At 56.5% G+C, this 26,073-nt stretch carries 21 protein-coding genes and 5 pseudogenes; 15 read left to right on the top strand and 11 right to left on the bottom strand.

Annotated features, from left to right (window positions below; all coding sequences use genetic code 11):
• Positions 1–48: 48 nt before the first annotated feature.
• Together norR and AB4N42_RS14840 are read left to right on the top strand one after the other, a co-directional pair.
• A complete protein-coding gene (gene norR / locus AB4N42_RS14845; protein WP_014338859.1) occupies positions 49–1,572 on the top strand; it encodes a nitric oxide reductase transcriptional regulator NorR in 1,524 nt (507 codons plus the stop codon).
• A gap of 765 nt (positions 1,573–2,337) precedes the next feature.
• Positions 2,338–2,652: a c-type cytochrome gene (locus AB4N42_RS14840; RefSeq protein ID WP_025214358.1), complete on the top strand. Its 315-nt coding sequence runs from the start codon at positions 2,338–2,340 to the stop codon at positions 2,650–2,652.
• A gap of 69 nt (positions 2,653–2,721) precedes the next feature.
• On the opposite strand, the gene AB4N42_RS14835 is transcribed toward AB4N42_RS14840, so the two are convergent.
• The 7 genes from AB4N42_RS14835 to AB4N42_RS14805 all read right to left on the bottom strand — a co-directional run bounded on the left by AB4N42_RS14835 (position 2,722) and on the right by AB4N42_RS14805 (position 11,320).
• Complete coding sequence (locus tag AB4N42_RS14835; protein ID WP_095962680.1) at positions 2,722–3,234, bottom strand: nitrous oxide reductase accessory protein NosL; 513 nt, start codon at positions 3,232–3,234, stop codon at positions 2,722–2,724.
• 23 nt (positions 3,235–3,257) lie between these two features.
• Positions 3,258–4,088, bottom strand: a complete 831-nt coding sequence (locus AB4N42_RS14830; RefSeq protein ID WP_095962681.1) for an ABC transporter permease — start codon at positions 4,086–4,088, stop codon at positions 3,258–3,260.
• Positions 4,085–5,008 (bottom strand): ABC transporter ATP-binding protein, encoded by a 924-nt coding sequence (locus AB4N42_RS14825; protein WP_460114893.1) that lies wholly within the window; start codon positions 5,006–5,008, stop codon positions 4,085–4,087. The genes AB4N42_RS14830 and AB4N42_RS14825 overlap by 4 nt, the downstream gene beginning before the upstream one ends.
• The gene (locus tag AB4N42_RS14820; RefSeq protein WP_460114892.1) at positions 5,005–6,297 is read right to left on the bottom strand and encodes a nitrous oxide reductase family maturation protein NosD; all 1,293 of its coding nucleotides are present in this window, start codon (positions 6,295–6,297) and stop codon (positions 5,005–5,007) included. The genes AB4N42_RS14825 and AB4N42_RS14820 overlap by 4 nt, the downstream gene beginning before the upstream one ends.
• 29 nt (positions 6,298–6,326) lie before the next feature.
• A complete protein-coding gene (nosZ, locus tag AB4N42_RS14815) occupies positions 6,327–8,264 on the bottom strand; it encodes a TAT-dependent nitrous-oxide reductase (RefSeq protein ID WP_095962684.1) in 1,938 nt (645 codons plus the stop codon).
• Positions 8,265–8,341: 77 nt separating this feature from the next.
• The gene (nosR, locus tag AB4N42_RS14810) at positions 8,342–10,531 is read right to left on the bottom strand and encodes a transcriptional regulator NosR (protein ID WP_460114891.1); all 2,190 of its coding nucleotides are present in this window, start codon (positions 10,529–10,531) and stop codon (positions 8,342–8,344) included.
• Positions 10,532–11,068: 537 nt separating this feature from the next.
• Positions 11,069–11,320 carry a hypothetical protein gene (locus AB4N42_RS14805; protein ID WP_460114890.1) on the bottom strand — a complete coding sequence of 84 codons (252 nt, stop codon included), beginning with the start codon at positions 11,318–11,320 and terminating at the stop codon, positions 11,069–11,071.
• Positions 11,321–11,607: 287 nt separating this feature from the next.
• Between AB4N42_RS14805 and AB4N42_RS14800 the strand changes: the two genes are divergently transcribed.
• The 5 genes from AB4N42_RS14800 to AB4N42_RS14780 all read left to right on the top strand — a co-directional run bounded on the left by AB4N42_RS14800 (position 11,608) and on the right by AB4N42_RS14780 (position 17,719).
• On the top strand, positions 11,608–11,958 hold the full coding sequence (locus tag AB4N42_RS14800) for a hypothetical protein (protein ID WP_034114485.1): 351 nt from the start codon (positions 11,608–11,610) through the stop codon (positions 11,956–11,958).
• A 669-nt stretch (positions 11,959–12,627) separates the two neighbouring features.
• Positions 12,628–13,485 carry a c-type cytochrome gene (locus AB4N42_RS14795; protein WP_025214367.1) on the top strand — a complete coding sequence of 286 codons (858 nt, stop codon included), beginning with the start codon at positions 12,628–12,630 and terminating at the stop codon, positions 13,483–13,485.
• Positions 13,486–13,500: 15 nt separating this feature from the next.
• Entirely contained in the window at positions 13,501–14,868 is a 1,368-nt protein-coding gene (locus tag AB4N42_RS14790; RefSeq protein ID WP_013692871.1) for a cbb3-type cytochrome c oxidase subunit I, read from the top strand.
• A 14-nt stretch (positions 14,869–14,882) separates the two neighbouring features.
• Complete coding sequence (locus AB4N42_RS14785; RefSeq protein ID WP_460116394.1) at positions 14,883–15,698, top strand: AAA family ATPase; 816 nt, start codon at positions 14,883–14,885, stop codon at positions 15,696–15,698.
• A gap of 275 nt (positions 15,699–15,973) precedes the next feature.
• Complete coding sequence (locus AB4N42_RS14780) at positions 15,974–17,719, top strand: nitric oxide reductase activation protein NorD (RefSeq protein WP_460114888.1); 1,746 nt, start codon at positions 15,974–15,976, stop codon at positions 17,717–17,719.
• A 466-nt stretch (positions 17,720–18,185) separates the two neighbouring features.
• Here the strand turns inward: AB4N42_RS14780 and AB4N42_RS14775 are convergent, their stop codons facing one another.
• The 3 genes and pseudogenes from AB4N42_RS14775 to AB4N42_RS14765 form a co-directional block, all read right to left on the bottom strand.
• Positions 18,186–18,542 carry a hypothetical protein gene (locus tag AB4N42_RS14775; protein WP_025214371.1) on the bottom strand — a complete coding sequence of 119 codons (357 nt, stop codon included), beginning with the start codon at positions 18,540–18,542 and terminating at the stop codon, positions 18,186–18,188.
• Positions 18,543–18,579: 37 nt separating this feature from the next.
• A pseudogene (locus AB4N42_RS14770) lies at positions 18,580–18,938 on the bottom strand (nitric oxide reductase activation protein NorD); the annotation flags it as partial.
• 2 nt (positions 18,939–18,940) lie between these two features.
• Positions 18,941–19,229: pseudogene (locus tag AB4N42_RS14765) on the bottom strand (DUF421 domain-containing protein); the annotation flags it as partial.
• 14 nt (positions 19,230–19,243) lie between these two features.
• On the opposite strand from AB4N42_RS14765, the pseudogene AB4N42_RS14760 reads away from it, so the two are divergent.
• The 8 genes and pseudogenes from AB4N42_RS14760 to AB4N42_RS14725 form a co-directional block, all read left to right on the top strand.
• Positions 19,244–19,363 (top strand): annotated as a pseudogene (locus AB4N42_RS14760) (type II toxin-antitoxin system RelE/ParE family toxin); the annotation flags it as partial.
• A gap of 183 nt (positions 19,364–19,546) precedes the next feature.
• Positions 19,547–20,347, top strand: a pseudogene (locus tag AB4N42_RS14755) (nitrate- and nitrite sensing domain-containing protein); the annotation flags it as partial.
• A gap of 153 nt (positions 20,348–20,500) precedes the next feature.
• Positions 20,501–21,208: a methyl-accepting chemotaxis protein gene (locus tag AB4N42_RS14750; RefSeq protein WP_374046026.1), complete on the top strand. Its 708-nt coding sequence runs from the start codon at positions 20,501–20,503 to the stop codon at positions 21,206–21,208.
• A gap of 250 nt (positions 21,209–21,458) precedes the next feature.
• The gene (napE, locus tag AB4N42_RS14745) at positions 21,459–21,626 is read left to right on the top strand and encodes a periplasmic nitrate reductase, NapE protein (protein ID WP_025214373.1); all 168 of its coding nucleotides are present in this window, start codon (positions 21,459–21,461) and stop codon (positions 21,624–21,626) included.
• 36 nt (positions 21,627–21,662) lie between these two features.
• The gene (locus AB4N42_RS14740) at positions 21,663–21,923 is read left to right on the top strand and encodes a chaperone NapD (protein WP_025214374.1); all 261 of its coding nucleotides are present in this window, start codon (positions 21,663–21,665) and stop codon (positions 21,921–21,923) included.
• The gene (gene napA, locus AB4N42_RS14735) at positions 21,920–24,424 is read left to right on the top strand and encodes a nitrate reductase catalytic subunit NapA (protein ID WP_460114887.1); all 2,505 of its coding nucleotides are present in this window, start codon (positions 21,920–21,922) and stop codon (positions 24,422–24,424) included. The genes AB4N42_RS14740 and napA overlap by 4 nt, the downstream gene beginning before the upstream one ends.
• A gap of 11 nt (positions 24,425–24,435) precedes the next feature.
• Positions 24,436–24,921, top strand: a complete 486-nt coding sequence (locus AB4N42_RS14730; RefSeq protein WP_013692862.1) for a nitrate reductase cytochrome c-type subunit — start codon at positions 24,436–24,438, stop codon at positions 24,919–24,921.
• A gap of 9 nt (positions 24,922–24,930) precedes the next feature.
• Positions 24,931–25,527 (top strand): cytochrome c3 family protein, encoded by a 597-nt coding sequence (locus AB4N42_RS14725; protein ID WP_013692861.1) that lies wholly within the window; start codon positions 24,931–24,933, stop codon positions 25,525–25,527.
• Between the two features lie 58 nt (positions 25,528–25,585).
• Here the strand turns inward: AB4N42_RS14725 and AB4N42_RS14720 are convergent.
• Positions 25,586–25,756 (bottom strand): annotated as a pseudogene (locus AB4N42_RS14720) (transposase); the annotation flags it as partial.
• Between the last annotated feature and the right edge of the window lie 317 nt (positions 25,757–26,073).

Raw genomic sequence — 26,073 nt, 5'->3', positions numbered from 1 at the left:
TTACCCGTTTACTGTCTTTATGACTAATCATTGTCAAAGTGACAAAACATGAGTCTGTCCGTTGAATCCTTGGCGCGCATCGCTATTCAGTTGCAAAGCGGCATTTCCCATCAGGATCGCTTTCAACGTCTAATCAATACCTTGCGCCAATTGCTGGGTTGCGACGCTTCTGCCTTGTTGCGTTATGAACAGCGACAGTTCCGTCCGCTGGCGATTGACGGCCTGGCACCGGATGTTCTGGGACGTCGCTTCAGCCTTGATGCGCATCCGCGACTGGAAGCCATCGCTCGCGCCGGTGACGTGGTGCGCTTTCCGGCAGAAAGTCATTTGCCTGACCCCTATGACGGACTGATACCGAGCCGGCAGGACCTCAAAGTGCATGCCTGCATCGGATTGCCGTTGTTCGCGGACCAGACACTGATTGGTGCGCTGACGATCGATGGCATGGACCCGGCACAGTTTGATCACTTCAGCGACGAAGAGCTGCGAGTGGTGGGAGCCCTCGCATCTGCTGCCTTGGCCAATGCATTGCTGGTGGAGCAACTGGAAAGTCAGACAATTACGCCTCTCTCCATCAGCAATATCCCGGCGGGCAAACCCGGCACCGAAATGGTCGGGCTCAGCGAAGTCATGCGACAGTTGAAGAGAGAGATCGAAATGGTGGCAGGTTCCGACCTGAACGTCTTGATCACTGGAGAAACCGGAGTCGGCAAGGAACTGGTCGCCAAGGCCATACATGAAGGTTCATCACGCGCAGGTCAGTCTGTGGTTTATCTGAACTGCGCTGCGCTACCGGAATCAGTGGCTGAGAGTGAGTTGTTCGGCCATGTCAAAGGGGCTTTTACCGGTGCAATCCATCATCGCACCGGCAAGTTCGAAATGGCTGATAACGGCACACTGTTTCTCGACGAAATCGGTGAACTGTCATTGAATCTGCAAGCAAAACTGTTGCGGGTACTGCAATACGGCGACCTGCAACGGGTTGGTGACGATAACGTCTTGCGGGTCAACGTACGGGTGCTTGCCGCGACCAATCGTGATCTGAAGCAGGAGGTGTTGAACAATCGGTTCCGTGCAGACCTGTTCCACCGTTTAAGCGTATTCCCTGTGCATGTACCACCACTGCGTGAGCGTGATCAGGACATCACGTTGCTAGCGGGTTTTTTCTGCGAGCAGAGCCGGGAACGCATGGGATTGAAACGGGTGGCTTTGGCTGCCAACTGTCTGTCGTTGCTCAAGCAGTACACGTGGCCAGGAAACGTTCGCGAACTGGAGCACGCTGTTTATCGGGCGACGATCATTGCTCGTGCGACCCAGCAAAGTGACGAGCTGCTGCTTGAAGCACAGCATTTCAATCAAGTACCCGAGCAGATGGTAGCGCCGCCTGTTGCTCTGGATGTTCCTTTCCTCGGCGTTGAACAGGGTCTGCGGGAAGCGACGGATGACTTCCAGCGTCAGCTGATTGATAACACGCTGAATAATTGCGCAAGGAAATGGTCTGCCTGTGCTCGAATGCTGGATATGGACGTAGCTAACCTGCACCGACTGGCGAAGCGGCTTGGTTTGAAATAACACTCACGGCCGATCAGGGCTCAATTCAACCAGAACCAAGCATTGATCGACTGGCCGATTGCAGGTCAGTCAAGGCCGCTACCGACACCGGCAATGCTCCAGCACCTCCTACCCGGACTCCGACGATATTTGGCGCGCCTTGCAGAACTCGATTTAATTTAGCGGTTGCACCCAGGAGCCTCCTACGGGAGGAATGGGGTGGCAAGGGGGGGATATGATTGACTCCGAGCTCCTCATAGTCACAGCAACAATCATTTCAGCAAAGCCATACCTCAATGATGTTTTCTTTCTTTTCGAGAACCTATTTTTAATTTAATCACCGCGGATATATTGCCGAGCGTACACAGGGCTTTGCTGACGTCCAGCATATCCTCCACGCCCTATTTTAATTTCAATATATTTTAGCGACTTACACAACACAAACTTAAAGGAAGGGCCATGAAGATAAATAATCAGCATTCAACCCCGGGAGTTGCGAATACGACACACTTAGCATGCATCAGTTAATTATCCACTGGCGACAATTAACCACACGCCCTCCAATACATCCTGATAAAATTGAACGAATGCCCAAAATGGCAAATCTAAAAATCTAATAAAGGTGAAAAGAGCGTTTTTCCACAATTCGGCTCCCCACCGACAATCAACAGCACATGAAGAATGTGAGTACCGATAAATTCACCCTAATAATATTCAATGCGATGCCTGTTGAATAAACCGGAAGCGGGTCGTTTCGAATCTGCTTCGTAGTCTGAGGTAACACTGATGAAAAGGATTCTTGTTCCACTGCTGGCCCTGAGTGCCGCGCTGACGTTGCAGTCAGCTCAAGCCGTTGATGGCGAGGCGCTCTTCAAGAGCAAAACCTGTGTTGCCTGCCATATGGTCGACGCCAAAATGGTCGGTCCAGGTTACAAGGAAGTGGCGGCCAAATACGCTGGCCAAGCCGACGCATCGGCAACCCTGGTCAAGAGCATCAAAGAAGGCAGTACGGGCAAATGGGGGCCAATCGCAATGCCGGCCAACCAGGTGACCGACGAAGAAGCGAAGACCTTGGCCGACTGGATCCTGACGCTGAAGTAAGAGAGCCCAATAAAAAACACCCACACCGCAGAAGCGAGCCCGCTCTCTTCTGCGAACCGGGTCGCTCGGCTACATTGTCGGGGTTTGCTGTAAAAGCGCCAGATCGATATCTTCAAAACGCAACACCCTGCCGCCCTGCTCGCTGGCCAGATTGCGTGCGGTGGCCTCCTCGGAAAATGACGCCAGAACTACACCCATGGAACCTTTAAGCTGAGTGCCGACGACATAGTAGGCTTGGGTTGCATCAATCAGAAAATGGTCGTCGGGTTTCTCCCATGCACTTTTCCCCATGTCGTGCACATACAATTTTGCCTCAGTGTGGTGATTCTCCGGTTGAAGCCACCATCCGAGCATTTCCGCAGTGGAGCAAAATTTCTTGATCGTGCCCTTTTCCACGACCTGACCTTTGGGGCCCGGAAAGTCGGTGATGACCATCCCGCAGACATGACACTCGTCACTCTGATGGATGGCCACGGGTCCAAGGGTTTGCTTTTCCTCTGCGCGATCGTTGCACGCCGCCAATACCAAACTGGTAATGATGACGACCAGGACACGGGCCCCGGTTAGGTACAAAGTGTTCATTTGAATCTCCCGAGCTTGGAAAATCAGGTCAGCCGACGGCGAAACATCCAGGAAGCCAACAGCAACAGAACGCCGACCCAAAGCAGCAGGCAGCCCCACAACATTGAACCCGGCACCGGCAGATCGCTGCTCAACGCCATCAGGCCGACGGCATTGCCGCTGCCCTCGAAACCGGAAAGGTTGATCAAGCGATAGACGTCAGTCGGGTTGAGCAGCAATAACCAGGGCAACAGGTCCGGGTTGAACCGGCCTTTACTGAGGACCAGCAACGCCAGCAGCGCCAAGTCAAACACCAACACGAAGAGGAACCACACCCCCAGCGCCATCCCGGCTGCGCTGGATTTTTCGCTGGCCTTGCTGCTCAGCACGTAAGCCAGCGCCAGGAACACCCAGCCCAGCAGCGTGGAGGAGACCATGAAGCGACCGAACGCCCAGAACAGCATTCCCAACTCGACATCATCGACCAGCAAGGCAATGGCCACGGCGGCACAGCCAAATCCGATCAGCGTGGCCAGCGCCAGGATCAGACCGTGACCGACAAACTTGCCCAACAGGATTTGTCCACGCCCCAAGGGGTAGGTCAGCAACAGCATCAGCGTCCCGCCCTCGTCCTCGCCGACGATCGCGTCATAGGCCAATAGCAGGGCAATCAGCGGCACCAGGAACGTCGCCAGGCTGGCGAGGCTGGCGATGGTGGCCGGAATGGAAGTGAAGCCCACTTGCCCGGAAGCCGCCGCACCGAGCCAGGCGATACCCACCGCCAGAATGGCGAACAACAGGCTGATTGCCAGTAGCCAGCGATTGCGCAGCCCGTCGCTGAACTCTTTACCGGCGATACTCCAGATCTGCATCATGGCTGGGTGCCTTCTGTGCCGGTGGTCGCACGATTCATGTAGTAGCCATAGAGGTCTTCGAGGGACGGTTGCAGTATCTCGATGTCCTGCGGTTGATCCTCGTGGAACAACTGGCGCAGTAGATCAACTTTGTAGCCATTGACAGCCATCACCTCGATCCCGTTGCCGCCCACCGCTGTGGCGGTGTGCCCGGCGGCATTCCAGCGCTGCAACCATTGCTCGCGTCGGCAAAGACCACTGGCCCGGATCCGCGTCGGCAAGTCGGCGTCTTCACGCAGTCTGGACAGACTCCCGATCGCCTGTAAGCAGCCATTGGCCAGGATGGCCGCACGGTTGATATGCGCTTCGACACCTGCCAACACATGGGAGCAAAGGATGATGCTCGCGCCCTGTTGGCGCAGGCGGTCGATCAATAGGTAAAGATCCTGGGTAGCGATCGGGTCCAGCCCCACCGTGGGTTCGTCCAACAGCAACAAGCGCGGCTCGCCGAGCACCGCCTGAGCCAGGCCCAGACGCTGGCGCATGCCCTTGGAATAGGTTTTCACCCGACGGTCTGCGGCCCCCGCAAGCCCGACCTGCTCGAGCAAATCGTCCACTTGCGTCAGGGCGGCTCCTTTGAGGCGGGCGAAATACCGCAGAGTTTCGCGGCCACTGAGTTGCGGGTAGAACGTCACGTTTTCCGGCAGGTAACCGAGTTGGCGACGCACGTCGGCTTGTGCGGGTCGGCAGCCAAGTACGTGCACCTGGCCGGCGCTGGCCTTGAGCAGGCCAAGGATCAATTTCATCACCGTGGTCTTGCCCGCACCGTTGTGGCCAAACAAGCCCAGCACCTCGCCTTCACCCAGACTCAGGGTCAGATCGTGCAGCACGGTCATGCTGCCGTAACGCTGGCTGACCCCTTCGATTTCGACGGCGATCATAAGGTCGGCCGCGTTGTTTGGGGCATCGTCGGAAGGTTCATCAGGGGGAAACTGTCTTTGACCCCCGGTGATTTCGTCACGGGGAAACTGCTCTGAACCCAACGCAATAATTGAACGCTCGGGCTATTCATCAACAGACGGACCTGCGGATACAGCCACAGCAGACGGTCGACGTTGTCGTTGGGTTCGTAGATCACGTCGCCCACCGCATCGTTATTGCGATCCCAACCCAGGTAATCACTCCAGTAATTGCCCTGCCCCTCGGCCGACCATTCCTGCAAGCGGGTGGCGACGTATTTGACTTGCTGCTGATTGTCGACGAAGGCGTTGTCGGCGATCCGGTTGTCTTCGGAGCCTGCGGTGAGGTGAATGCCCACGGCACTGCGCTCGAAGTGGTTGTGTTCGATGACATTGAACAGCGAGTTGTAGATAAACAGCGCCTTGCCTTCGGCACCGCTGACCATACCGCCATCGGCGGAACCGCTGCGCACGTCGCTGACGAAGTTGTCGCGCAGCTCGGAATAGGTGATGTAGTTCATCAGGATGCCATAGCTCTCGTCCTGCTCGGAACGGTTGCCAATCACCGTCAGCTTGCGGCTCTGCATCAAGGCATAACCGGTGCGTGTCCGGCGGGTGGTGTTGCCGAGCAACTGGTTGTCGTTGGCGTACATGTAGTGCACGCCATAGCGCAGGTCTTCCAAAGTATTGCCCTGCAGCAGGTTGCCGTTCGAGGTATCGATGTAGATCCCGTCCCGGGTCTGTCGCACGTGATTACCGATAACCTTGGCGCCGTGCACGGCATACAGATGAATCCCATTGCCGCGATCCTGGGAGCGAATGCTCGGGTCGCCTTCGATATCGTTGTCAATCAGGCTGACGTCGTGGGTGCTATCCACCCAGATGCCGAAGCCTGGTCCTTTCATGCGGTTGTTGCGTATCACCGCACCCCGGGCTTTGGGACCGATGAAAATCGCTGAGTTCATGGCCGTCATGTCGCGCCCCCAGTCGCGCAATGTGCAGCCCTCGATCCGCACGTCGGGAGCGCTGATGAACACAGCGTTGCCCTGCCCCTCGCTCTGGATCACCGCGCCCGGCTCACAGATAAACTGCATCGATTGATCGACACTGAACGAGCCGCGGTATTCCCCCGCCGGCAGGTGCCAGCGTTGCTCGGCGTCCAGCTTCAACGGCAGCGTGGTGATGGGTTGTACTGCCGCCAGCGCGCTGCCACCTGTCAACAGCGACGCCAGCACAATGACCTTCATCGGGGTTGGCTTGAATGGGGTCATTGGCCTGCGCTCCTGACGATAGGCAACGATCAGACTTTCTCCACCAGCATGCGGCCGACCATTTCCATGTGCAACGCATGACAGAACCAGCTGCAGTAGTACCAATGCAGGCCGGCCTTGTCGGCGATGAAGGTGATCGAGGCCGTCTGTTGCGGACTGATCTCCATGCTCACGCCATGGTTGGTCATGACGAAACCGTGGGTCACGTCTTCAATCTTGTCGATGTTGGTGATGGTCACCGTGACCTCGTCACCCTGTTTGACGGTGAACTCCGGCAGACCATAGGCCGGGGCCATCGAGGTCATGTACACACGTACTTTCTTGCCGTCGCGTATGACCTTGTTATCGGTTTCCAGCTTGATCCCATCCTTGGCAGCAATCGCTACAGTTTCGGCGAAAAACGGGTCGTTGCGATCCCAGATTTTTTTGGTCCGGATCTGGTCGCGACGGGCCATGACGCAGTCGTGAGGTTCGGCGAAGGCCGGGCCGTCGTGCACCAGTTTCATCTCGTCGCCGGAGATATCGATCAACTGATCGTTTTCCGGGTGCAGCGGGCCAGTCGGCAGGAAGCGGTCCTTGGAGAATTTGCTCAGGACCATCAGCCATTTGCCGTCGGCCTCGCTGGTTTCGGTCAGCGAGGCATGGTTGTGGCCAGGCTGATACTGCACGTCGAGTTTTTGCTTGATGTAATTGACCTTCTCGCCGGTGTAGGCGCGAACGGCTTCGTCCATGTTCCACTTGACCACCTGGCTGTCGATAAACAGCGTGGTGTAGGCGTTACCGCGACCGTCGAAGGTGGTGTGCAGAGGACCCAGACCCAGTTCTGGCTCGCCGACCACCGCGTCACGCGGCTCCTTGAGTTTGTCGTCAAACAGATCGTCCAGCTTGGCGGTGGCGATGATGGTGCAGGTCGGCGAAAGCTTGCCGGCGGCGATGAAATACTTGCCGTCGGGCGACATATTGATGCCATGCGGGTTCTTCGGCACCGGGATATAACGGGTGAATGCGCTGTCCTTGCCCTCGGTTCTACGACCGTCGACCACCGGCACTTTCGAATCGCCCAGCGTGATGAACTTGCCGGCCTTGATCGCTGCCTCGATGCGCGGAATGTTGAATACCACCACCCAATCGCGCTCGTTGCGCATCATGCCGCCCAAGTCGTAGGCCTTCTCCGAGTTGTAGCAAGTCGAAGCCGCATACTTGCCGGTGTAGTCGGCATCGGTGTTGTCCAGGTTGCCCTCGACGATGACCTGGAACGCCATCTCCATTTTCTCGGCATCAATGGCATTGAACATGGTGTAGCTGTTCTTGTCCTGAAGGTCGAAGGTGCTGCCGTCATTGGGGTGAGGAATGACGAATTCGGCGTTGGCGAACACATATTTAGTATGCGGCATTTTCTGGAGACGCAAACCGTGCACGGCCTGCACATTCGGTACGGTGAGCATTCTGTCGCATTTCATGACATCCAGGCGGATGCGCGCGACCCGGCTGTTGGCCTTGTCGTTGATAAATAGGTACTTGCCGTCGTACTTGCCGTCGGTCATGGACAAATGCGGGTGGTGGCAGTCGCCGTTCTGGAATTTGGCGCTGTCGCCCATGATCCGCTTGCTTTCGTTAGTCAGGCCCCAGCCGGTGGCGGAATCGATGTTGAACACCGGAATGCGCAACAGCTCGCGCATCGACGGGATGCCCATGATCCGAACTTCGCCCTGGTGGCCACCACTCCAGAAACCATAGTAATCATCCAGATCGCCCGGCCCCACGTGGACCTTCGATTGCGCGTCCTTGGCCGCTGCCGCCCAGGTTTCACGGGTGAATACCACGCTACCAAGGGCCGTGGCGCCGGCCAACGCGACGCTGGCTACGGCACTCGTGCCGAGGAAACCGCGACGGCTCAGGCCGGTCGATTCCGTCTCCTGCTTTGCTTTCACGGTTTCATGATCGCTTTTCGACTTGTTATCGCTCATGGGTGTTGCTCCATCGGGGGCAGATATGAAAAAGCTCGGTCAATCGAGTCTTGATACCTCGTTTGCAGCGAGGTGGCTCAGGGCTCGAACACTTGCACAACAGGAATCAACTCTTCGCGATCCAGCACTGGCGCAGGTTTGCTCCGCGTTTTGCGCTTGTTCTTGATGACCAGTGGCGGGCATTTGTTTTCGTTGTGATAGGTCATCTGGCAATCGAGGCAGTAGTGGCACTCGTTGGCGTTGATATGGCCGTCCGGGTGGATTGCCTGGATTTCGCATTCCTTGGCGCAGAGCTGGCAAGGGGTACCGCACTCTTTGCGGCGTTTTAGCCAGTCGAACAGCCGCAGCTTGGTCGGAATCGCCAGCGCCGCGCCCAAGGGGCAGACGTAGCGGCAGTAGACCTTGCGGGTAAAGATATTGATCACCAGCAACGCCACCGCGTAGGCCACGAACCACCATTGGCGATCGAATTTAAGGGTGATGGCGGTCTTGAACGGTTCCACCTCGGCAAATTGCTCGGCAGTGGCCATCGACTCCAAGGAGATGCCGAACAGCAGCAGCAGGATGATGTACTTGATCGCCCACAACCGCTCATGGACCGCGAACGGCAACTCGTATTGCGGAATCTTCAGCTTGCGCGCGGCTTCGTTGATCAACTCCTGCAAAGCGCCGAACGGGCACAGCCAGCCGCAGAACACACCACGGCCCCAGAGCAGGATGCTGGCGGCGGTGAAGGTCCAGAGGATGAAAATGATCGGGTCCGTGAGAAACAGTTCCCAGCGGAAGTTCTCGAACAGGGCATGGACGAACGTCAGCACATTGACCACAGAAATCTGCCCAAGGGCATACCAGCCGATGAACACCACGGTGAAGACCAGATAAACCCGACGCAGCCAGTGGAGGAAGCGTGGGTATTTGGTAAAGGTGTCCTGCAGGAACAAAATCACCATCAACACAGCAAGGGCCGTGCACAGTACCCCGATCTGAAACGCTTTCTGGTACCAGATATTCACCCAGGTCGGCCGGTTGGCAACCTCGATGGCGGCCAGTTCTTCGGCAGTGGGCGGTGGCCGCAGGAGGTATTGCTCGGGCATCTGGTAAGACAGCTCGAAGCTACTGAACACGCCGCTGACTGCGCCTGTCTGACGACGTACCAGCAATTCCAGCGACCAGGGCGATCCCGGATCGAACCGGGCCGGTTCACGCACAATGAAAATCGACATTTCATCGAACTCCGGCATTCCCTTGGCAAACACGTCGGAGAGCCGCTGGTGGTCCATGTCGCGGAAACTGATGACATTGCCGAACTGGCGCAATTGCACCCGATCGAAAATTCCGCCGCGCACATAACCCGAGCCCTTGTAGGAGAACAGGCCGCGGCCCAACACCGCGACGGCCTGCTCGCCCGGCTTGAGATCCTGCATGAGGAAACGGTATTGATTGTCGCCTAACAGGTTGCGACCGATGGCTGGCGGGTTCAAATCGGCGATGTACAGCTCAATAAAGGTGTCATCGACTTGATCGGCGGCGGCGTTGTCGATACCTTCGGCTTCGGTGCCCTTGAAGGCGGCATCAACCTGGCCACGGGTCAGGTTCAACCGGCGCACCGCGCCGTTACCGGTCAATTGCTCCCAGGTGGCGGGTTCGTAAAAGTCCTGGCGCACAGTGGCGGGCTTTTGTGCTGCGCCGGCCCTGTCCTCGATCAGCTTCAGCGATACGGCGACCTTTTGCGCGGCGCGCATGATGATCTCATTGACCACCATGACGGTCACCGTCGCGCCGGAGATCCCATCAACGGTCACCGCCTCTAGATCACTGGACCGGCCAACGACCACCCTTCGGTCGGCCTTGACCCCTTTGTATTTGGCATCGAAGGCATGAAGCTTTTCCACGGGAATGCCGATCAGCAAAATCGGCTCATGGTGCTCCAGCACGTAGGCATCCTGGATGACGCCGTGGGTATCGAGGATGACCTGCATGTTGATCGGTTTGCCCGAGTAAGCCGGAATATCCACCACGTCCTGACTCTGGAACACGTAACCGAGCACCTCTTTGCCGGTGCGGATGGTGCGAACCTTGAACTCGCCGTCAGGCTCGGAAAGTCCATCGCTACCGGGAAATATGGCTTCTACACGCTGCTGCTCGAGCCCGCCATAATCCTTCGCCTGTAATCCGAAAAACCCATCGAACATCAGGCACAACAAAATGATCAGCCCATAGTGAAATGGACGCCGGACACCGGGCATTGGGAGTTTGGAAGCACGCATGGATTCGCTGAGCGATCGACCTCTGAAAAAACACCCGTCGAGCAACGATTATGCTCAATCGCTCTTAACTGAAATTATGTGATCAACACTCCTCCTTACTCACGAAAATAGCAATCATATTCTATAAACGGGTCAAACCAATTATCAGCACCAGTGGTTCAATATTTATTTAAAAGATTATCCAGTAGACAAATAGCATCTCCCAACAGGTCGATATATTTTTCCTCATGGCACGAAAACCTCTCCTGACGGGCATTCATGCCTGATTTTATCGCCTTTCGTCTAAAATACAGATTTGAATAGATTATTTATTGACTATGACCGAAATTTCCGCCCCCCCCTGCAAATATAATTTCAGGCGACGGACCATCAATCGATGGTGAAGCGTTTAACCCTACGCCTAAGCCTTCCAAGAGACAGTAAACGGAGTCGATGTTCATTGTCATAGTTAGCACTCTTGGTATTGTTGGACCGAGCCAATATTCAAGTTGCAGCAACTTACATATCCGAATCGCGCCCACACTAATGGACTCTGGATCAGATAAAGTTTTCATAACCATGGCGACCATGCATCGTCCGAAGAACTTGAACAGGCTTTTTTTGCGTTTGCAAGAACTCAGTCAGGACCAGCGATGCGATCCTATGTGGGAGGCCGTCTGGTGGCGTTGTCATCGCAGAATCATAGCGGACTACCTTCTCTTTGATTACTAGCTTTTCCAAGGCAAGAGCTCGGATATGAAGGCAGACTAATTCGGCACCCGACAACTCTGGAATTTCGGTAGCCGCCATGATTGCAGTTCTACTGCTGCTCCCTTGTTGCCCGCGCCGATGCGTCGCACCTTCTCAGGAGGTGGATTGTCTATTAGCGGCGCTTCACCGTCTGTCCCGTAAGCTGGCGCCGAATAAGCCACCAGTCGAGAAGTCATATTGACTATTGTTTTGTCATTATGACCCTTTCCGGACTAGGTCGTAATGACCATTCAAATACTTAACTAATTGATATTGTTGAATAAAATTCTTGGCCCGTTTTGTGTATTGAGTATTGAACTTAACGCAAACCCCAAAGGGACAATGTCATGACTCGTTCAATCGCGCTCAGTTTTACCCTGTGTACTCTACTGTCTCCGCTATGCCTGGCAGACCAGATAATCCGTGAAGTCCCCGACACAACTGCCGGCAAGGGTTTCGGCGCCTTGACCGGAATGATGGTTGGCGCGGTAGGGGGGCCGATTGGTGCATTAGTCGGCGCAGCTGGCGGTTTTTTCGCAGGCAGTGCGGTGCAAACAGGGATTGGTAAATCTGAAACCGCTTATCAAGTAAAAAACACACAAGGTGAGACTAGTACAGTGCGCTCACCCAATGCCAGATTTGAAGTCGGGCAGCAGGTCACGCGTAAAGGTGCGCGACTGGTGGCAGTTGAGGAGTAAGAAGCCGGAACAGTTTCATGCGACTAATAGCCCCCCCTTTTTAGGCCCGCTTGCGGGCCTTTTTAAGTCGTTTTTGATATCTATCATTAACGATTCGATGTTTGATCAGATTCCTAAATGGATTCCCACCGTTCGGACTTTTTCGAGCTGCGCCGCCCTTGATTACTCGATCGACTCTATCTAGATCGGAAATTTGAATCCCGGATCATGAAAAGAGACGAAATACCGATCTCAAAATATCATGAAGCCATCGAGCTTACGGTTGACCATGACTGAATGCCATGCGCCTCCGCCCTCAATAGAGATATACTGATCATTTGCTTCACCTGATTATTTCAATTTCTTCTATGTATCCGTCACTACGACTTGTTAAAATTTCATAGAATTTCTTGACAGCCATGCAAAGCCTACTACCCTCAAGATCATTCATTCTCACAACTTGAACCACCACACTCAAATATGCAGCGCTTGGTATCGTTAATAATACCCAACCGGCAGAGCGCTTTTCCAAGAACTTTCCAACTGCACTTTCTACTCGGGATGCAGCCGTGCAAAAAGCTTTGAAGATAGTCAGCTATGCCGTGCTCGTGCTGATGGCCAGCGCGGTCGTTTATGCCAGCGTTATCGGCATCACCTATTGGACGGGTATCGGCGTCTAGGGAGTTCGCAATGAACAAACGCCAGACACGCTCGTTCGCGCTGATATCGACGGCCATCGCCGCCATTGTGTTTCTTGGCATGACGGTTGATAGTCACCGGCAGTTTCCAAAATTGACCAACGCTCAACAGATCACGCCAGAAGTCACTCGCGGCAAGGATGTATGGCATGAATACAATTGCATCAATTGCCATACGTTGTTTGGTGAAGGCGCGTATTACGCTCCGGACCTTACGAAAATCACCCAGCAGCGCGGCACCCCCTATCTCACCGCGTTCCTCAAAGACCCCTCAAAGTTTTATGACGAGCAACGTCATCGCCGGTTGATGCCGAACCTAAAACTCAACGACGAAGAAATCGCGGCGTTGATCGCCTTTATGGATTGGGTGAGCAAGGTCGACAATCAAGGCTGGCCGCCGCGGCCGATCCTGGTGACCGGCACGTCGATTCCCGGCATGGACCTCACCGTTGCGCAACAGAATGTCGCCGGTGGCAACCAGCCACCCGCCGCACGCCCGGTGTCCGACAAGGAAGACCCGATCGCCCTGGGCGAGGCGCTGTTTCGAACCACGGCCACACCGGTGTGCAGCGCTTGTCATTCGATTGCACCGGGAGTCAATCTCGCCGGACCGACACTGGCCGGGTTGGCTGCTCGGGCCAAACAGGTCATTGCCTCGCCTGACTACAAGGGCAAGGCCAAGGACGTCGAAGGCTTCATCCGCGAATCCATCGTCACGCCAAGCGCGTACCTGCATCCGGGCGACATGTATTCCGCCAATGGCATGTCTTTCATGCCGGACACCTTCGCCAAATCGCTAACGCCCGAACAGATCGATCAACTGGTCGCCTATCTGGCGTCGTTCCAGTAATCAAAGGGGATGACCATGCGTTACAGATCTCAATCCGTCGCTTACTGGTACTTCGCCGTTGCCATGGCGCTATTCGGTCTGCAACTGGTATTCGGCTTGCTCTCGGCGGCCAAATACCTCGGACCGGATCCCCTGCTGGACGTGTTGCCCTTTGATGTCACCAAGGCAATACACACCAATCTGTTGATCGTCTGGGTACTGACCGGGTTCATGGGGGCAACCTACTGGATGGTGCCGGACGAGTCCCGTGGCGAGTTGCACAGCACCAAACTGGCGTATATCCAGCTCGGGTTGTGGACGGCCATGGGGGTCACCGCCGTGCTGGGCTATCTGTTCGGTTATGGCACCGGGAACAAACTGCTCGAACAACCGCTGCCGCACAAGATCGTGATCGTGATCTGCATGCTGATGTTTCTCTACAACATCGGCATGACCATCAAGAAAGCCGGGCGTTTCACTGCCACCGAAGGCGTTCTTTTGTTGGGCCTGGCCAGTGCCGCCGTGCTTTATCTGCCTGCACTGCTGCATTATGAAAACTACGTGGTATCGATCTACTACCGCTGGTGGACGATTCACCTGTGGGTCGAAGGTGTCTGGGAAATGATCCAGGGCGGCTTTCTGGCCTATCTGCTGATCAGACTGTCCGGTGCTGATCGCGAGGTCATGGAGAAGTGGCTGTACGTGATTGTCGGCCTGGTGTTCATTGCCGGTATCCTTGGCACCGCCCACCATTATTACTGGATCGGCGTCCCCCATTACTGGCTTCCATTGGGCGGTTTCTTCAGTGCACTTGAGCCTATGGCGCTGGTCGGTATGGCGATCTACGCCTACAACGCCATGCGCCGCTCCGGCCTCTCTCATCCCAACAAACTGGCCTTGCACTGGACCATGGGCAGCGCCCTGTTCACCATGTTTGGCGCTGGCCTCCTCGGTCTGGCTCATACCTTCCCCGACGTCAACAAATGGACCCATGGCACCCTGATTACCGCAATGCACGGCCATGCGGCCTTCTATGGGGCCTATGCCATGATAGTCCTGGCGATGATCACCTACGCACTTCCAGGCATGACCCGTCGTCCCGTGGAAGAAAGCAGTATCGGTTATTGGGCATTTTGGCTGCAGTTGGGAGGGATGTTCGGCATGACCCTGTCATTTGCCACTGCGGGCATTGCTCAGGTGTACCTGGAACGCATTCTCGGCATGGGCTATCTGGATGTGCAGTTGAAGATTCAGGTGCATTTCCTGATGCTGGTGGCGACGGCGTCGATGTTCAGCCTGGGTGTCGGGCTGTTTATCTTCGATTTTTTCCGCCATGCGCCGCAATTCAATGTCGATGAAGCCGATCCGGTTCTGGTGCCTCGTGCGTCGGGCGCAGCGTTGTGATTGATCGTTCACGAATGCAGCAGAACCTGTCGGCCGCAGAACCCGCATCGCCGCAAGCTGAACCCTATTACCAGCCCAGCGGCGACGAGGTGGCGATCTTCGATCAATGCCATGCACAGCAGCTGGCTATCATGCTCAAAGGACCCACCGGGTGTGGCAAGACCCGTTTTGTCGAACACATGGCCTGGCGTCTCAAGCGCCCGCTGATCACTATTTCCTGCCATGACGACTTGAGTGCCAGCGACCTGGTCGGGCGCTTCCTGATCGGTCACCAAGGTACCCACTGGACGGAAGGCCCGCTGACCCGGGCGGTGCGCGAAGGCGCTATATGTTACCTGGATGAGGTGGTCGAAGCGCGGCAAGACACCATTGTCGTCCTGCACCCGCTGACCGACCACCGACGCATTCTGCCCCTGGACAAAATCGGCGAAATCGTTGAAGCCTCGCCACACTTTCAATTGGTGGTGTCCTACAACCCCGGCTACCAACGAATACTCAAGGATTTGAAGCCGAGCACTCGACAGCGCTTTGTGGCGCTGGATTTCGATTTCCCGCCGGCCGAGCGCGAAATCGCCATTGTCATCCATGAAGGTGGAACCGACTACGCCATCGCCCACGCGCTGGTCACCCTCGCCCAGCGAATACGCGCCCTGCAGGACCGGGGCCTGGCGGAAGTCCCCAGTACCCGTCTGTTGATTGCCACTGCGCGACTGATTACCTGCGGCATTGCTGCGCCCATCGCCTGTCGGGTCGCATTGATCTCGCCGCTGTCCGACGACGCGGTACTGGTCGCTGCCATGCGCGACCTCGTCGACCTGACATTTATCTAAATGGCCGAAGCCGAGGACCTCATTACCGATGTTGCACGCCACGCGACGGTGTATGCACAGGCGTTGTGGCGTCGTCACCGCCCCCCTCGGAAACTGAAAAAATCGTCACCCTCGGGGATGTCGCACAACACCTCGACTTGCTGATCAAGGCAGTGTTCAACACCCACTATTCGCTGCGCGTCGCGCAACCGCCCTCGCCCCCTACGCTGCTGAAGAAGCTTTTTGTGCGTCACGAAAAGCCGTGTCAGCAAAGCGCCGTCCCAGCGACCGATGGCGTGACTATATGGCTACCGCAGGATTTGGGAAGCAGCGAGAATCCGCTCACCCTGGAGTGCTATAGAGCCCTGGCCTTGCAACAGGCGATGCGCGCCCAACGAGGCAGCGCCAATGCCCTGTCAGCCCTCGACAACCCGATGCAGCGCAGCGTCTATCTACTTCTCGAAGCTTGGGCGGCTGATGCGGATTTGATACGCCTGTTGCCGGGATTGGCGCCCTCGATCCATGACTTGCGCCAGCATGCCCTGGCGACCCGCCCACCGCTTCACGCCTTTCCCAGCCAGCGACAACCCCTGGAAAACTTCCTGCGTTTACTGCTGAACAGTGAATGCGGCGCGCCTCTGGAAGAGTTGGCGACCCCCACCCACACCGCCGATTCGCTGCAACTGTCAGAAGCACTCGCGCAACGTCTCCTCCTCTGCGAAGAATCTCACGGGCTCGGCGCAGACAGGCTTCTCCTTGATGCCTGGACCGGCGACCTGCGCGAACCGTCGGCCGGTGAGGAAGTGTCGCCCTCGCCCGGTGAAATCGACACCGACGATGCCCTGCCACGCAGTGCCCGCCTCACACGTCAGCCCACTGCGCGCGAGGCCTGTGCCGATGAGGACGACGATCAGGAACAAGGCCTATGGATGGTGCAACCCGCCGAACCGCTGGAAAAAGCCGAAGACCCCATGGGCATGCAGCGCCCGACCGACCGGGATACCGATACCCCTGCGGCTGATTTCGCTGAGTCATTGTCCGAACTCAACGAAGCCCGGCTGGTGGTGACGGCAGGTCGCCCGAAAGAAGTGCTGCTGTCCCTCGACCCGCCACGGACCCGATTTCAGCACCGTGCACAGGACCTCGCAACCCACACGATCAGCTATCCCGAGTGGGATTATCACCACCAGGTGTACCGTGATCCGGGGGCGACCCTGCAACTGAGTCCTGTTCGGGAAGGTCCGCAGCAATGGGTTGAGCGAACCCTTGATGCTCATCGTCCGGTGCTGGATGCCATCCGTCGGCAATTCGAAAGTCTGCGGGCCCAACGCGTCAGGCTACGCAAACAATGGGACGGCGACGAAATCGATCTGGAAGCGTATATCGACGCTTGCGCCGAGGCCCGCGCTGGCCTGAGCATGCCGCAAGCGGTGTATCTGACCCAGCGTCGTGGCCGTCGCAACATGGCGATCATGTTGCTGATCGACGTCAGCGGCTCCACCGACAGCTGGCTGTCCTGCCATCGTCGGGTCATTGATGTCGAGCGCGAAGCGTTGCTGCTGGTCTGCCTGGCGCTAGAGAGCCTGGGCGAGCCCTATAGTGTGATGGCGTTTTCCGGCGAAGGGCCGCAGCGGGTCACGATCCGAACTCTGAAAGCCTTCGATGAGCGTTACAGCCTTGAAGTCGGTCGGCGCATAGCGGCTCTCGAACCGGAACGCTACACCCGGGCCGGCGCCGCCCTGCGCCACGCCAGCACGTTGCTGATGCGCGAAGCTGCCACGCACCGTCTCTTATTGCTGATCTCCGATGGCAAGCCCAACGATGTTGACCAGTATGAAGGCCGCTACGGCGTCGAAGACATGCGTCAGGCCGTAACCGAAGCCAAGCTCCAAGGCATCTATCCCTTCTGTTTGACTATCGATCGCCAGGCGACGAACTACCTGCCAGCGGTATTCGGCTCGCGGCAATATGCCTTGCTGCACAGACCCGAGTTGCTACCCAGTGTGCTGCTGGACTGGATCAAACGACTGGTATCAGCGTGAACGAGAGACGCCCGCCAAGGTTTTTTCATGGCAGGCGGTTTTCGGCTCATGACTGAAGTTTCCCGTCAGTGGGGAGATGACTTCATGACTGCGCCTTTTCCTGAATCCATTGGTTCCTCCTGAAGATAGGTCAGAAGGTGTAAACCTTATTCAGGACGAGACACTGCGATGACGCGCACAGTAACTTCTAAACCTAAATCTTTGAATGCAGAGCAAGCTGTGTCGCGCAGGCCAGGCCGCGCAGTGCCTCGATGGCGCCTTTGGCATCAGCCAATACACCGAGGCCGGGTGCTCAATAACCGGGAGCAGGCCTCCACGACGCTGGATCCGACAGAAATCCAGAGCCAGATCAAAGGTTGCACGCATCAAGCCACAAGCCTTTACACCCACCAATGCCGTTGTCGAACTGAAGCAGGCCTCGATCATTGGCGAATAGTCTCTTGCATACCGAATGGAGGATGGTTGTTCATATTTCCGACAGCTTTCGAAATCTCACTGCACGGTCGACGCTGTTGACCATTTGGGATGCAGCATGAATCGTCAAAGGGTGCTGGGTAAAACCCGGTCTAGGCCGAATGTAGCCAGCCATTTCACGCGCGACCGTAAGCTGTTGATCCGTCCCTTGGGCGAGCAACGCGATAACCAGATTTTCCAGTGCAATCACACGAACACGAAGGTGAACCAACTCGGTATTTGATAATTCAGGAAACTCATTAATGCCTTGGGTGGGAAAAGCTTTTGATGTGTCTTCAGCGTCCCATCTCGAAAGCGTCATCTGAAGTTGTTGTGCAACAACCGACGATGGGGTCTTGTCTTTAGGCATAAGAGGACTCTCCAAAGAGAAGGCGAATTGTGGAGGTTCAAGCCATCACCAGCCTTTTGATCCCCTTCACGCCGGGCAACAACTCGGGTCTGGGCAACAAGGCGGATTGACGCGCGCCAAATACCGCAGGCAGATAGTTTGCTGCCTGCCGGTGGATGGTCAAACAGAAGGAATAGATGCCTTGTAAATCAGCTTCGGTGACTGCCTGGCGCATGTCTTCTACACCATAACGACCATTATGCTGATCGATATCATTAGGTTTGCCATCGGAAATCAACAATAGCAGACTATGACTGCTCACTTCGCGCATCGTAAGGTGCTGGCGTGGCTTATGGCGAACCCTGCCCCGGTGTAGCGTTCCGGTTCGAGTGCGGCAATGCGCAGTCCGACATCGTTGCCAGCCGCGAATGCTTGAGGCGCTCAGCGAGTACTCTGCCGTCTTCGACCACGATCGTCGGCCCGCCATCGAGCACACGGAAAAACCAGCGTGAGCGCTGTTTGACCAATGAGAAACCAATGTCAATGGCGTCAACGTGACAATGACCAAAACGGCGTTGGTCAACGAAAAATCATCGCCCAGCAACACCTGCTGAGCGGCCTCGCGGATCACCATCAATAACACTAGGTCGAAGGTAGTGAGTTGCGCCGGGGAGCGCCTGCCGACGATCTGAACAGAATCATCAACATCAGGTAAATGGTGTGGGACGGTCAAGAGCCCACGCCATATCGAGTTCTATCGTGTGGCAAACGACGACGTGATCGAAGTCGTCCGACTCCTGCATGACGCCCTAGAAGTGCAACTGCACCTGACCAACGACTGAACACCGACCTGGCTCAAGGGGTTAACTGGCCATGAACAGCGAAAGTCAGCCCCTCTACATCTGAACCTGAGCACCTAGCTGTCAGTCGACGGAGCAGTCAATTGAAGCGGGAGGTTCTGGGTCCGACCGGATGTTTGAGGCCCGCAACCAGAAACAAAATGCTCAACTTGCATACCACTTTCAATGCTGAGCAACCGCTTTTTAGGCATTTTTCATGACCAGGAGCCTAGCGATCAGCACCCTGGCCACATCATACAGAACGGGAGCATCCCAAGACCAATTTCAGGAAAGGTACTAAGCGAAATACGAGGCTGCTTGATCGCCTACACTCATGCACTTCAACGCAGTGTGGAAAAGCCAGAGTTGGCGCGAAGCCTTTCCTCACTCAATCAGTTCATCGAGATGAAAGAGCGAGCCGGCCGGGAGCGCGCGACATTGGGGGTGGTGTTCAACCAGAACCGTGTAGATTCAGAACTGCTCTCAACCTTCAGCCGAAACCTCGGCGAATTTTCAGCTTATGCTGAGGGCTTTCGCGGCAGTGCCGATGAGGCCTACGTCCGTCAACTGGACGATAAGATGGCGGCAGCCGACGCTATGGAAGTGGCTAGGCTTCAGCGACTGATTTTGGAAACGCCTATGGGCCACTCGCTCGACGTCCCAGCCGAGTCTTGGTTTAAGCTATCGACAGCCAGAATAGACCAGATGAGTGACGTCGAAAATGCGCTCAGCCTGCACATATGCAAGTTGGCCAATCAGGCGCACGACCACGCATATTTCGTGTTATGGGTTGTCCTAGGCTCGGTAGGCGGTGCAGTGGCGGCAGTGACCCTGCTGTCGTACTGCATCATCCGTAACATTAGGGCAGCAGTAGGCGAAGTCAATAACGTGCTGATCGCTCTTTCCGAAAGAGAACTCACCAGCCGCGCCACTTATGAGGGGCGGGATGAGTTCGGCACAATTGCCAACAACCTAAATCGCACGGCCACCGAGCTCAGTCAAATTATTCAAGAAATTGGAACCGCGACCGCGCAAGTGGCCACTGCAGCAGAAGAGTCTTCGGCTGTCACATTTCAGACCAGCCAGAGCCTTGAACGCCAACGCCAGGGAACGGAACTGGTGGTCACGGCCATCAATGAGATGAGCGCTACGGTTCGTGATGTTGCGCAGAGCACCGGCGATGCGGCAGCCCTGTCACAACAGGTGAGCCAAAGCACCGAAAAAGGCAGAAAAGAAATCGAGGCGACCGTCCGTGTCATCCAAGACCTGTCCGAGCAAGCGGATCAAACCGCCGCCATCGTTGTCGAGCTGAAAAATGAAAGTGATTCGATTTCCACTGTGCTAGACGTTATCCGTGGCATCGCCGAACAGACTAACCTGCTGACTCTGAACGCAGCCATCGAAGCTGCGCGGGCCGGCGACCATGGACGTGGTTTCGCGGTGGTCGCGACTGAAGTGCGTACGCTTGCTCAAAGAACCCAAGAGTCCACTGGAAACATCCAAGACATGATCACCAAACTGCAGGCTGGCTCGGATCGCGCCACCAGTTCGAAGCAGGAAACCTTGAGCAAGACGCGCACCGGTGCCTCCAATATCGAGCGCGCGGGGGAACTACTGGCGGAGATTGCCGTGGGCGTTTCGAGCATCAGCGACCGCAACATGCAGATCGCCACCGCTGCCGAGGAGCAAAGTGCCGTTGCGGAAGATATCAACCGAAATGTGATGGAAATCAACGATGTCGCTATTCAGGTCAGCGCCGGAGCTGATCAAACAGCAGCGACTAGCCCGGAGCTAGCCAGGTTGGCAGAACACCAACAAGTCATGGTGAGTCGTTTCAAAATGACTTGATATTCTTATGTACCCAGCTCGTTGGTGAATACTGATCTTTACTATTTTCTAACTCAAGCGCAGCGATAGGACGTCGCTGCGGAACCGGGAGCAAGCTCCCTCTCCCTAGAAAATAAATAGTAGATGAAGAACAGGACTTGCCGCTGTTGGACTCATATGGGACATAGCCGCTCGTCATAAAAACTGGACAAATAGGCCAGTTTGATTTTTCTGTCCTAGTATAAATTCAGGTTCGGCTGGAGAAGCCCCAATGTCGTTGGCTGAAGAACGCAAACCTGATCGCCGCAAGGAAACCCGGCTGTTCCTCTTCCTTGTCGTGTTCCTCTTTCCGCTGCTGTCGGTCGCCATCGTCGGCGGCTACGGTTTCCTCGTCTGGTTTTTCCAGATGCTGTATGGCCCTCCTGGCCCACCCCTCTGACCGGTGGCTTTTTCTTGAGGCTATTGGAGCCCGTTCATGGACGAAACCTTGCATATCGCCAGTCTTGTCGTACTTGCCCGACCGGAGATGTTCGACGCGGTCAAGGCCAACCTGCGCCTGCTCGATGGCCTGGAACTGCATCAGGAAAGTGCCGCCGGAAAACTGGTGGTAGTGCTTGAAGCCGTGCATGAAAGCCAGATCCTGCAACGCATCGACCAGATCAACAACCTGCCCGGCGTACTCAACGCGGCGTTGATCTATCACGAACTCCTCGAGCCCGAAGGAGACATCGAATGAGCATGACCCGCCGTGCATTCGTCAAGACCCAGGCCGCCGCCATTGCAGCCGCCGCTGCGGGCCTGCCGATCGTAACCTCTTCCAGCAACCTGGTAACCGAAGCGGATATGGTCACCCTGGACTGGAACAAGGCGCCCTGCCGGTTCTGTGGCACCGGGTGCAGCGTGATGGTCGCGACCCGGGATAACCGGGTGGTCGCCACCCATGGCGACGTGAAGGCCGAAGTCAATCGTGGGCTCAACTGCGTGAAAGGCTATTTTCTTTCAAAGATCATGTATGGCGTTGATCGCCTGACCCAGCCGCTGTTGCGCATGAAGAACGGTCAGTACGACAAGCAGGGAGAATTCCAGCCGGTCAGTTGGGAGCAAGCCTTCGACATCATGGAGCTGAAGTTCAAGCAAGCCCTGAAAAACAAGGGGCCGGAATCGGTCGGTATGTTCGGCTCCGGACAGTGGACGGTCTGGGAAGGCTACGCCGCCAATAAACTGATGAAGGCCGGCTTTCGCACCAACAACATCGACCCCAACGCCCGCCATTGCATGGCTTCGGCGGTGATGGGGTTCATGCGCACCTTTGGCGCCGATGAACCCATGGGTTGTTATGACGACATCGAAGCCACCGATGCCTTCGTGCTCTGGGGCTCGAACATGGCCGAGATGCACCCGGTGCTCTGGAGCCGGGTCACCGATCGCCGCCTGAGCCAGCCCCATGTGAAAGTGGCGGTGCTGTCCACCTTCGAACATCGCAGTTTCGAGTTGGCCGACATCCCCATGGTGTTCAAGCCGCAAACCGACCTGCTGATTCTTAACTACATCGCCAACCACATCATTGAAAGCGGCGCGGTGAACCAGGATTTCATCAGCAAGCACACTCGCTTTGCCCGGGGTGCCGACGACATCGGCTACGGCCTGCGTCCTGACGACCCACGGGAAACCAGCGCGAAGAATGCCGGCAAGGCCAACACCTGGACGGATATTGACTTCGAGGCGTACGCCGCCTTCGTCAAGCCTTACACGCTGGAGCGAACCGCCAGGGAGACGGGGGTTGCACCTGAGCGACTGAAAAGCCTGGCGCAGTTGTATGCCGACCCCAAGCGTAAGGTCGTGTCGTTCTGGACCATGGGGTTCAACCAGCACACGCGTGGCGTCTGGGCCAACAACCTGATCTACAACATCCACCTGCTTACCGGCAAGATCAGTGAGCCGGGCAATAGCCCGTTCTCGTTGACTGGTCAACCGTCGGCCTGTGGCACGGCACGTGAAGTGGGGACTTTTTCCCACCGACTACCGGCCGACCTGGTGGTCACCAATCCCAAGCATCGCGCCACCGCCGAGAAAATCTGGAAGCTGCCCGTCGGCACCATCCAGGAAAAGCCCGGCTTCCACGCGGTGGAACAGAGCCGCATGCTCAAGGACGGTGTGCTCAACGTGTGCTGGACCCAGGCCAGCAACAACATGCAGGCCGGACCGAACATCATGCAGGAAGTCCTGCCGGGTTGGCGCAACCCGGACAATTTCATGATTGTCTCCGACGTCTACCCCACCGTTTCCGCCCAGGCCGCCGACCTGATTCTGCCCAGCGCCATGTGGGTGGAGAAGGAAGGCGCCTTCGGTAACGCTGAACGACGCACGCAATTCTGGCATCAGTTGGTGACGGCACCGGGAGACGCCCGGTCGGACCTGTGGCAGTTGATGGAATTTTCCAAGCGCTTCACCACCGATGAAACCTGGCCCGCCGAATTGCTCGCCAAGGCACCTGAGCTCAAGGGCAAGACCCTCTTCGAGGTACTGTTCAAAAATGGCCAGGTGGACCAGTTCCCCGTCGAGCAGTTGGAAGCCGGCTACAAAAACGATGAAGCCAAGGCCTTTGGGTTTTACCCGCAGAAGGGGCTATTCGAGGAGTACGCCCAATTCGGTCGCGGCCATGGACATGACCTTGCCGCGTTTGACCGTTACCACAGTGAACGGGGCCTGCGCTGGCCGGTGGTGGATGGCAAGGAAACCCGCTGGCGTTATCGCGAGGGGCTGGACCCCTATGTGGAGAAAGGCAGCGAGGTGCAGTTCTATGGCTATCCGGACAAGAAGGCGATCATTTTCGCCCTCCCCTACGAACCGCCGGCCGAGGCACCGGATGCGGACTACCCGTTCTGGCTGAGCACCGGGCGCGTTCTTGAACACTGGCACACGGGCAGCATGACCCAGCGAGTCGAAGAACTCTACAAAGCCGTGCCGGATGCGCTGGTGTACATGCATCCCGAGGATGCCAAGGCCTTGAAAGCACGGCGCGGCAGTGAAGTGAAGCTGATCAGCCGACGCGGTGAGATCCGTGCGCGCATCGAAACCCGCGGGCGCAACAAGCCGCCTCAAGGATTGGTATTTGTGCCGTTTTTCGACGCCAACAAGCTGATCAACAAGGTCACGCTCGATGCCACCGACCCGATCTCCAAGCAAACCGACTACAAAAAGTGCGCGATACGCATCGAGTTGGTCAGCGTGGCCTGAGGAGAACCCTGATGCTTTTTCGAATGCTGCCCTTGTTTCTGCTTGCCGCGATTGGCGTGGTGATCGCGGCTGAAATCGACTACCCGCTCGACGCGCCAGCTCCGGATGGGCGTCGCCCCGGCGGCACTCTGTCCCAGAACATGCCCGCCCCGCCCATTACCGATGAAGAAAACAAAGACCTCAAACGCGAGCGTAATTACCCGGACCAGCCGCCGACCATTCCCCACACCATCCGTGGCTATCAGGTCGACGCGAACGGCAACAAGTGCCTGTCCTGTCACAGCCGTGCCAACAGCGCACGGACCCAGGCAACGATGATCAGCATCACCCACTACATGGACCGCGATGGCCAAGCGCTGGCGGCCGTCTCACCACGTCGGTACTTCTGCAACCAGTGCCATGTACCGCAGGCGGACGTGAAGCCTTTGGTGGGAAACAATTTCGAGACAATCGACAAACTGCTGCAAGACAACGCCAACGCCACGAAGAAACCTTGAGGAGGCAACATGAAAGCACTGTTCGCCTTGCTCAAGGACTACTGGGGCGTCCTGCGTCGTCCGAGCCTGTATTACAGCCTGGGTTTCCTGACGCTTGGGGGCTTTATCGCCGGTATCGTTTTCTGGGGCGGCTTCAACACTGCCCTGGAGGCGACCAATACCGAGACGTTCTGCGTGTCCTGCCATGAAATGCGTGACAACGTGTTTGTCGAGCTCAAGGACACGATCCACTACACCAACCGCTCCGGCGTACGCGCCAGTTGTCCGGACTGTCACGTGCCACACGAGTGGACCCATAAGATCGCGCGCAAGATGCAGGCCTCCAAGGAGGTCTGGGGCAAGATTTTCGGCACCATCGACACCCGCGACAAATTCCTCGCCCTGCGACGTGAACTGGCCGAGCACGAATGGGCCCGACTCAAGGCCAACGACTCGCGAGAATGCCGCAATTGTCACAACTTCGAATTCATGGACTTCACCCGGCAAAGCAAGCGCGCCTCGAGCATGCACTCGACCTCACTGGCCAATGGCGAGGCAACCTGCATCGATTGCCACAAGGGCATTGCTCATAAGCTGCCTGACATGAGTGGGGTGAAAGGTTGGTAATCAAAGTGGTCGGGAGCCAATAGTCTTTTGTGAGAATGAATCCCCTCCATCGATATCAGTGCAAGGTGCTATTGGCAGCACGGTCACCGCCTCGATTTAAGCGATGGCGACTGAACTGTCCTGAAGGTGTCTGGACGGGGCTGACGCCACAAAGGGAAGCAAAACTAGATCCCGAGCGAAAGCAATCGCTGTTGTCTCCAGCTGTCGGTAGAAGCTGGGCGGCTGTCTCCTTTTCGATATACATCGCCCCAACAGATCCAGCAGCTACGCTTCACTTCTCTACCCCCTTTGTCTAAATTGATTTTAGGAAAAACGGGTTAGGTTCCTCCGAATTCGAATGCACACCAAGCCTTTGTCGCCCAGCCCGACCGATGGGCAACATAGTCGATGGCGCACGCTCTCCGGAGCAACAAGCAAAAGGATTTCGAAACCTACTTCGTCTGATAGGGTCGACGGAAATAGAGGGCGATAACGCCTCAGCCAGCGAAGGGCAAACTTGCGTGTACGGAGTACGGAACGTCCAGCGAACCTTTCGATTAGCCAGTC

Source organism: Pseudomonas sp. H2_D02 (assembly GCF_054677635.1).
The sequence above is the reverse complement of the archived record's forward strand: the minus strand, read 5'-3'. Positions and strand labels throughout refer to the sequence as shown.

What these genes read in the sequence shown, in the direction of transcription:
- napA (WP_460114887.1), top strand. Translation starts at nt 21,920, where the DNA reads ATGAGCATGACCCGCCGTGCATTCGTCAAGACCCAGGCCGCCGCCATT.
- AB4N42_RS14725 (WP_013692861.1), top strand. Translation starts at nt 24,931, where the DNA reads ATGAAAGCACTGTTCGCCTTGCTCAAGGACTACTGGGGCGTCCTGCGT.
- nosZ (WP_095962684.1), bottom strand. Translation starts at nt 8,264, where the DNA reads ATGAGCGATAACAAGTCGAAAAGCGATCATGAAACCGTGAAAGCAAAG.
- AB4N42_RS14835 (WP_095962680.1), bottom strand. Translation starts at nt 3,234, where the DNA reads ATGAACACTTTGTACCTAACCGGGGCCCGTGTCCTGGTCGTCATCATT.
- AB4N42_RS14730 (WP_013692862.1), top strand. Translation starts at nt 24,436, where the DNA reads ATGCTTTTTCGAATGCTGCCCTTGTTTCTGCTTGCCGCGATTGGCGTG.
- AB4N42_RS14790 (WP_013692871.1), top strand. Translation starts at nt 13,501, where the DNA reads ATGCGTTACAGATCTCAATCCGTCGCTTACTGGTACTTCGCCGTTGCC.
- AB4N42_RS14795 (WP_025214367.1), top strand. Translation starts at nt 12,628, where the DNA reads ATGAACAAACGCCAGACACGCTCGTTCGCGCTGATATCGACGGCCATC.
- AB4N42_RS14830 (WP_095962681.1), bottom strand. Translation starts at nt 4,088, where the DNA reads ATGATGCAGATCTGGAGTATCGCCGGTAAAGAGTTCAGCGACGGGCTG.
- AB4N42_RS14775 (WP_025214371.1), bottom strand. Translation starts at nt 18,542, where the DNA reads ATGCCTAAAGACAAGACCCCATCGTCGGTTGTTGCACAACAACTTCAG.
- nosR (WP_460114891.1), bottom strand. Translation starts at nt 10,531, where the DNA reads ATGCGTGCTTCCAAACTCCCAATGCCCGGTGTCCGGCGTCCATTTCAC.
- AB4N42_RS14825 (WP_460114893.1), bottom strand. Translation starts at nt 5,008, where the DNA reads ATGATCGCCGTCGAAATCGAAGGGGTCAGCCAGCGTTACGGCAGCATG.
- AB4N42_RS14740 (WP_025214374.1), top strand. Translation starts at nt 21,663, where the DNA reads ATGGACGAAACCTTGCATATCGCCAGTCTTGTCGTACTTGCCCGACCG.
- napE (WP_025214373.1), top strand. Translation starts at nt 21,459, where the DNA reads ATGTCGTTGGCTGAAGAACGCAAACCTGATCGCCGCAAGGAAACCCGG.
- AB4N42_RS14805 (WP_460114890.1), bottom strand. Translation starts at nt 11,320, where the DNA reads ATGGCGGCTACCGAAATTCCAGAGTTGTCGGGTGCCGAATTAGTCTGC.
- AB4N42_RS14840 (WP_025214358.1), top strand. Translation starts at nt 2,338, where the DNA reads ATGAAAAGGATTCTTGTTCCACTGCTGGCCCTGAGTGCCGCGCTGACG.
- norR (WP_014338859.1), top strand. Translation starts at nt 49, where the DNA reads ATGAGTCTGTCCGTTGAATCCTTGGCGCGCATCGCTATTCAGTTGCAA.
- AB4N42_RS14750 (WP_374046026.1), top strand. Translation starts at nt 20,501, where the DNA reads ATGAGCGCTACGGTTCGTGATGTTGCGCAGAGCACCGGCGATGCGGCA.
- AB4N42_RS14820 (WP_460114892.1), bottom strand. Translation starts at nt 6,297, where the DNA reads ATGACCCCATTCAAGCCAACCCCGATGAAGGTCATTGTGCTGGCGTCG.
- AB4N42_RS14785 (WP_460116394.1), top strand. Translation starts at nt 14,883, where the DNA reads ATGCAGCAGAACCTGTCGGCCGCAGAACCCGCATCGCCGCAAGCTGAA.
- AB4N42_RS14800 (WP_034114485.1), top strand. Translation starts at nt 11,608, where the DNA reads ATGACTCGTTCAATCGCGCTCAGTTTTACCCTGTGTACTCTACTGTCT.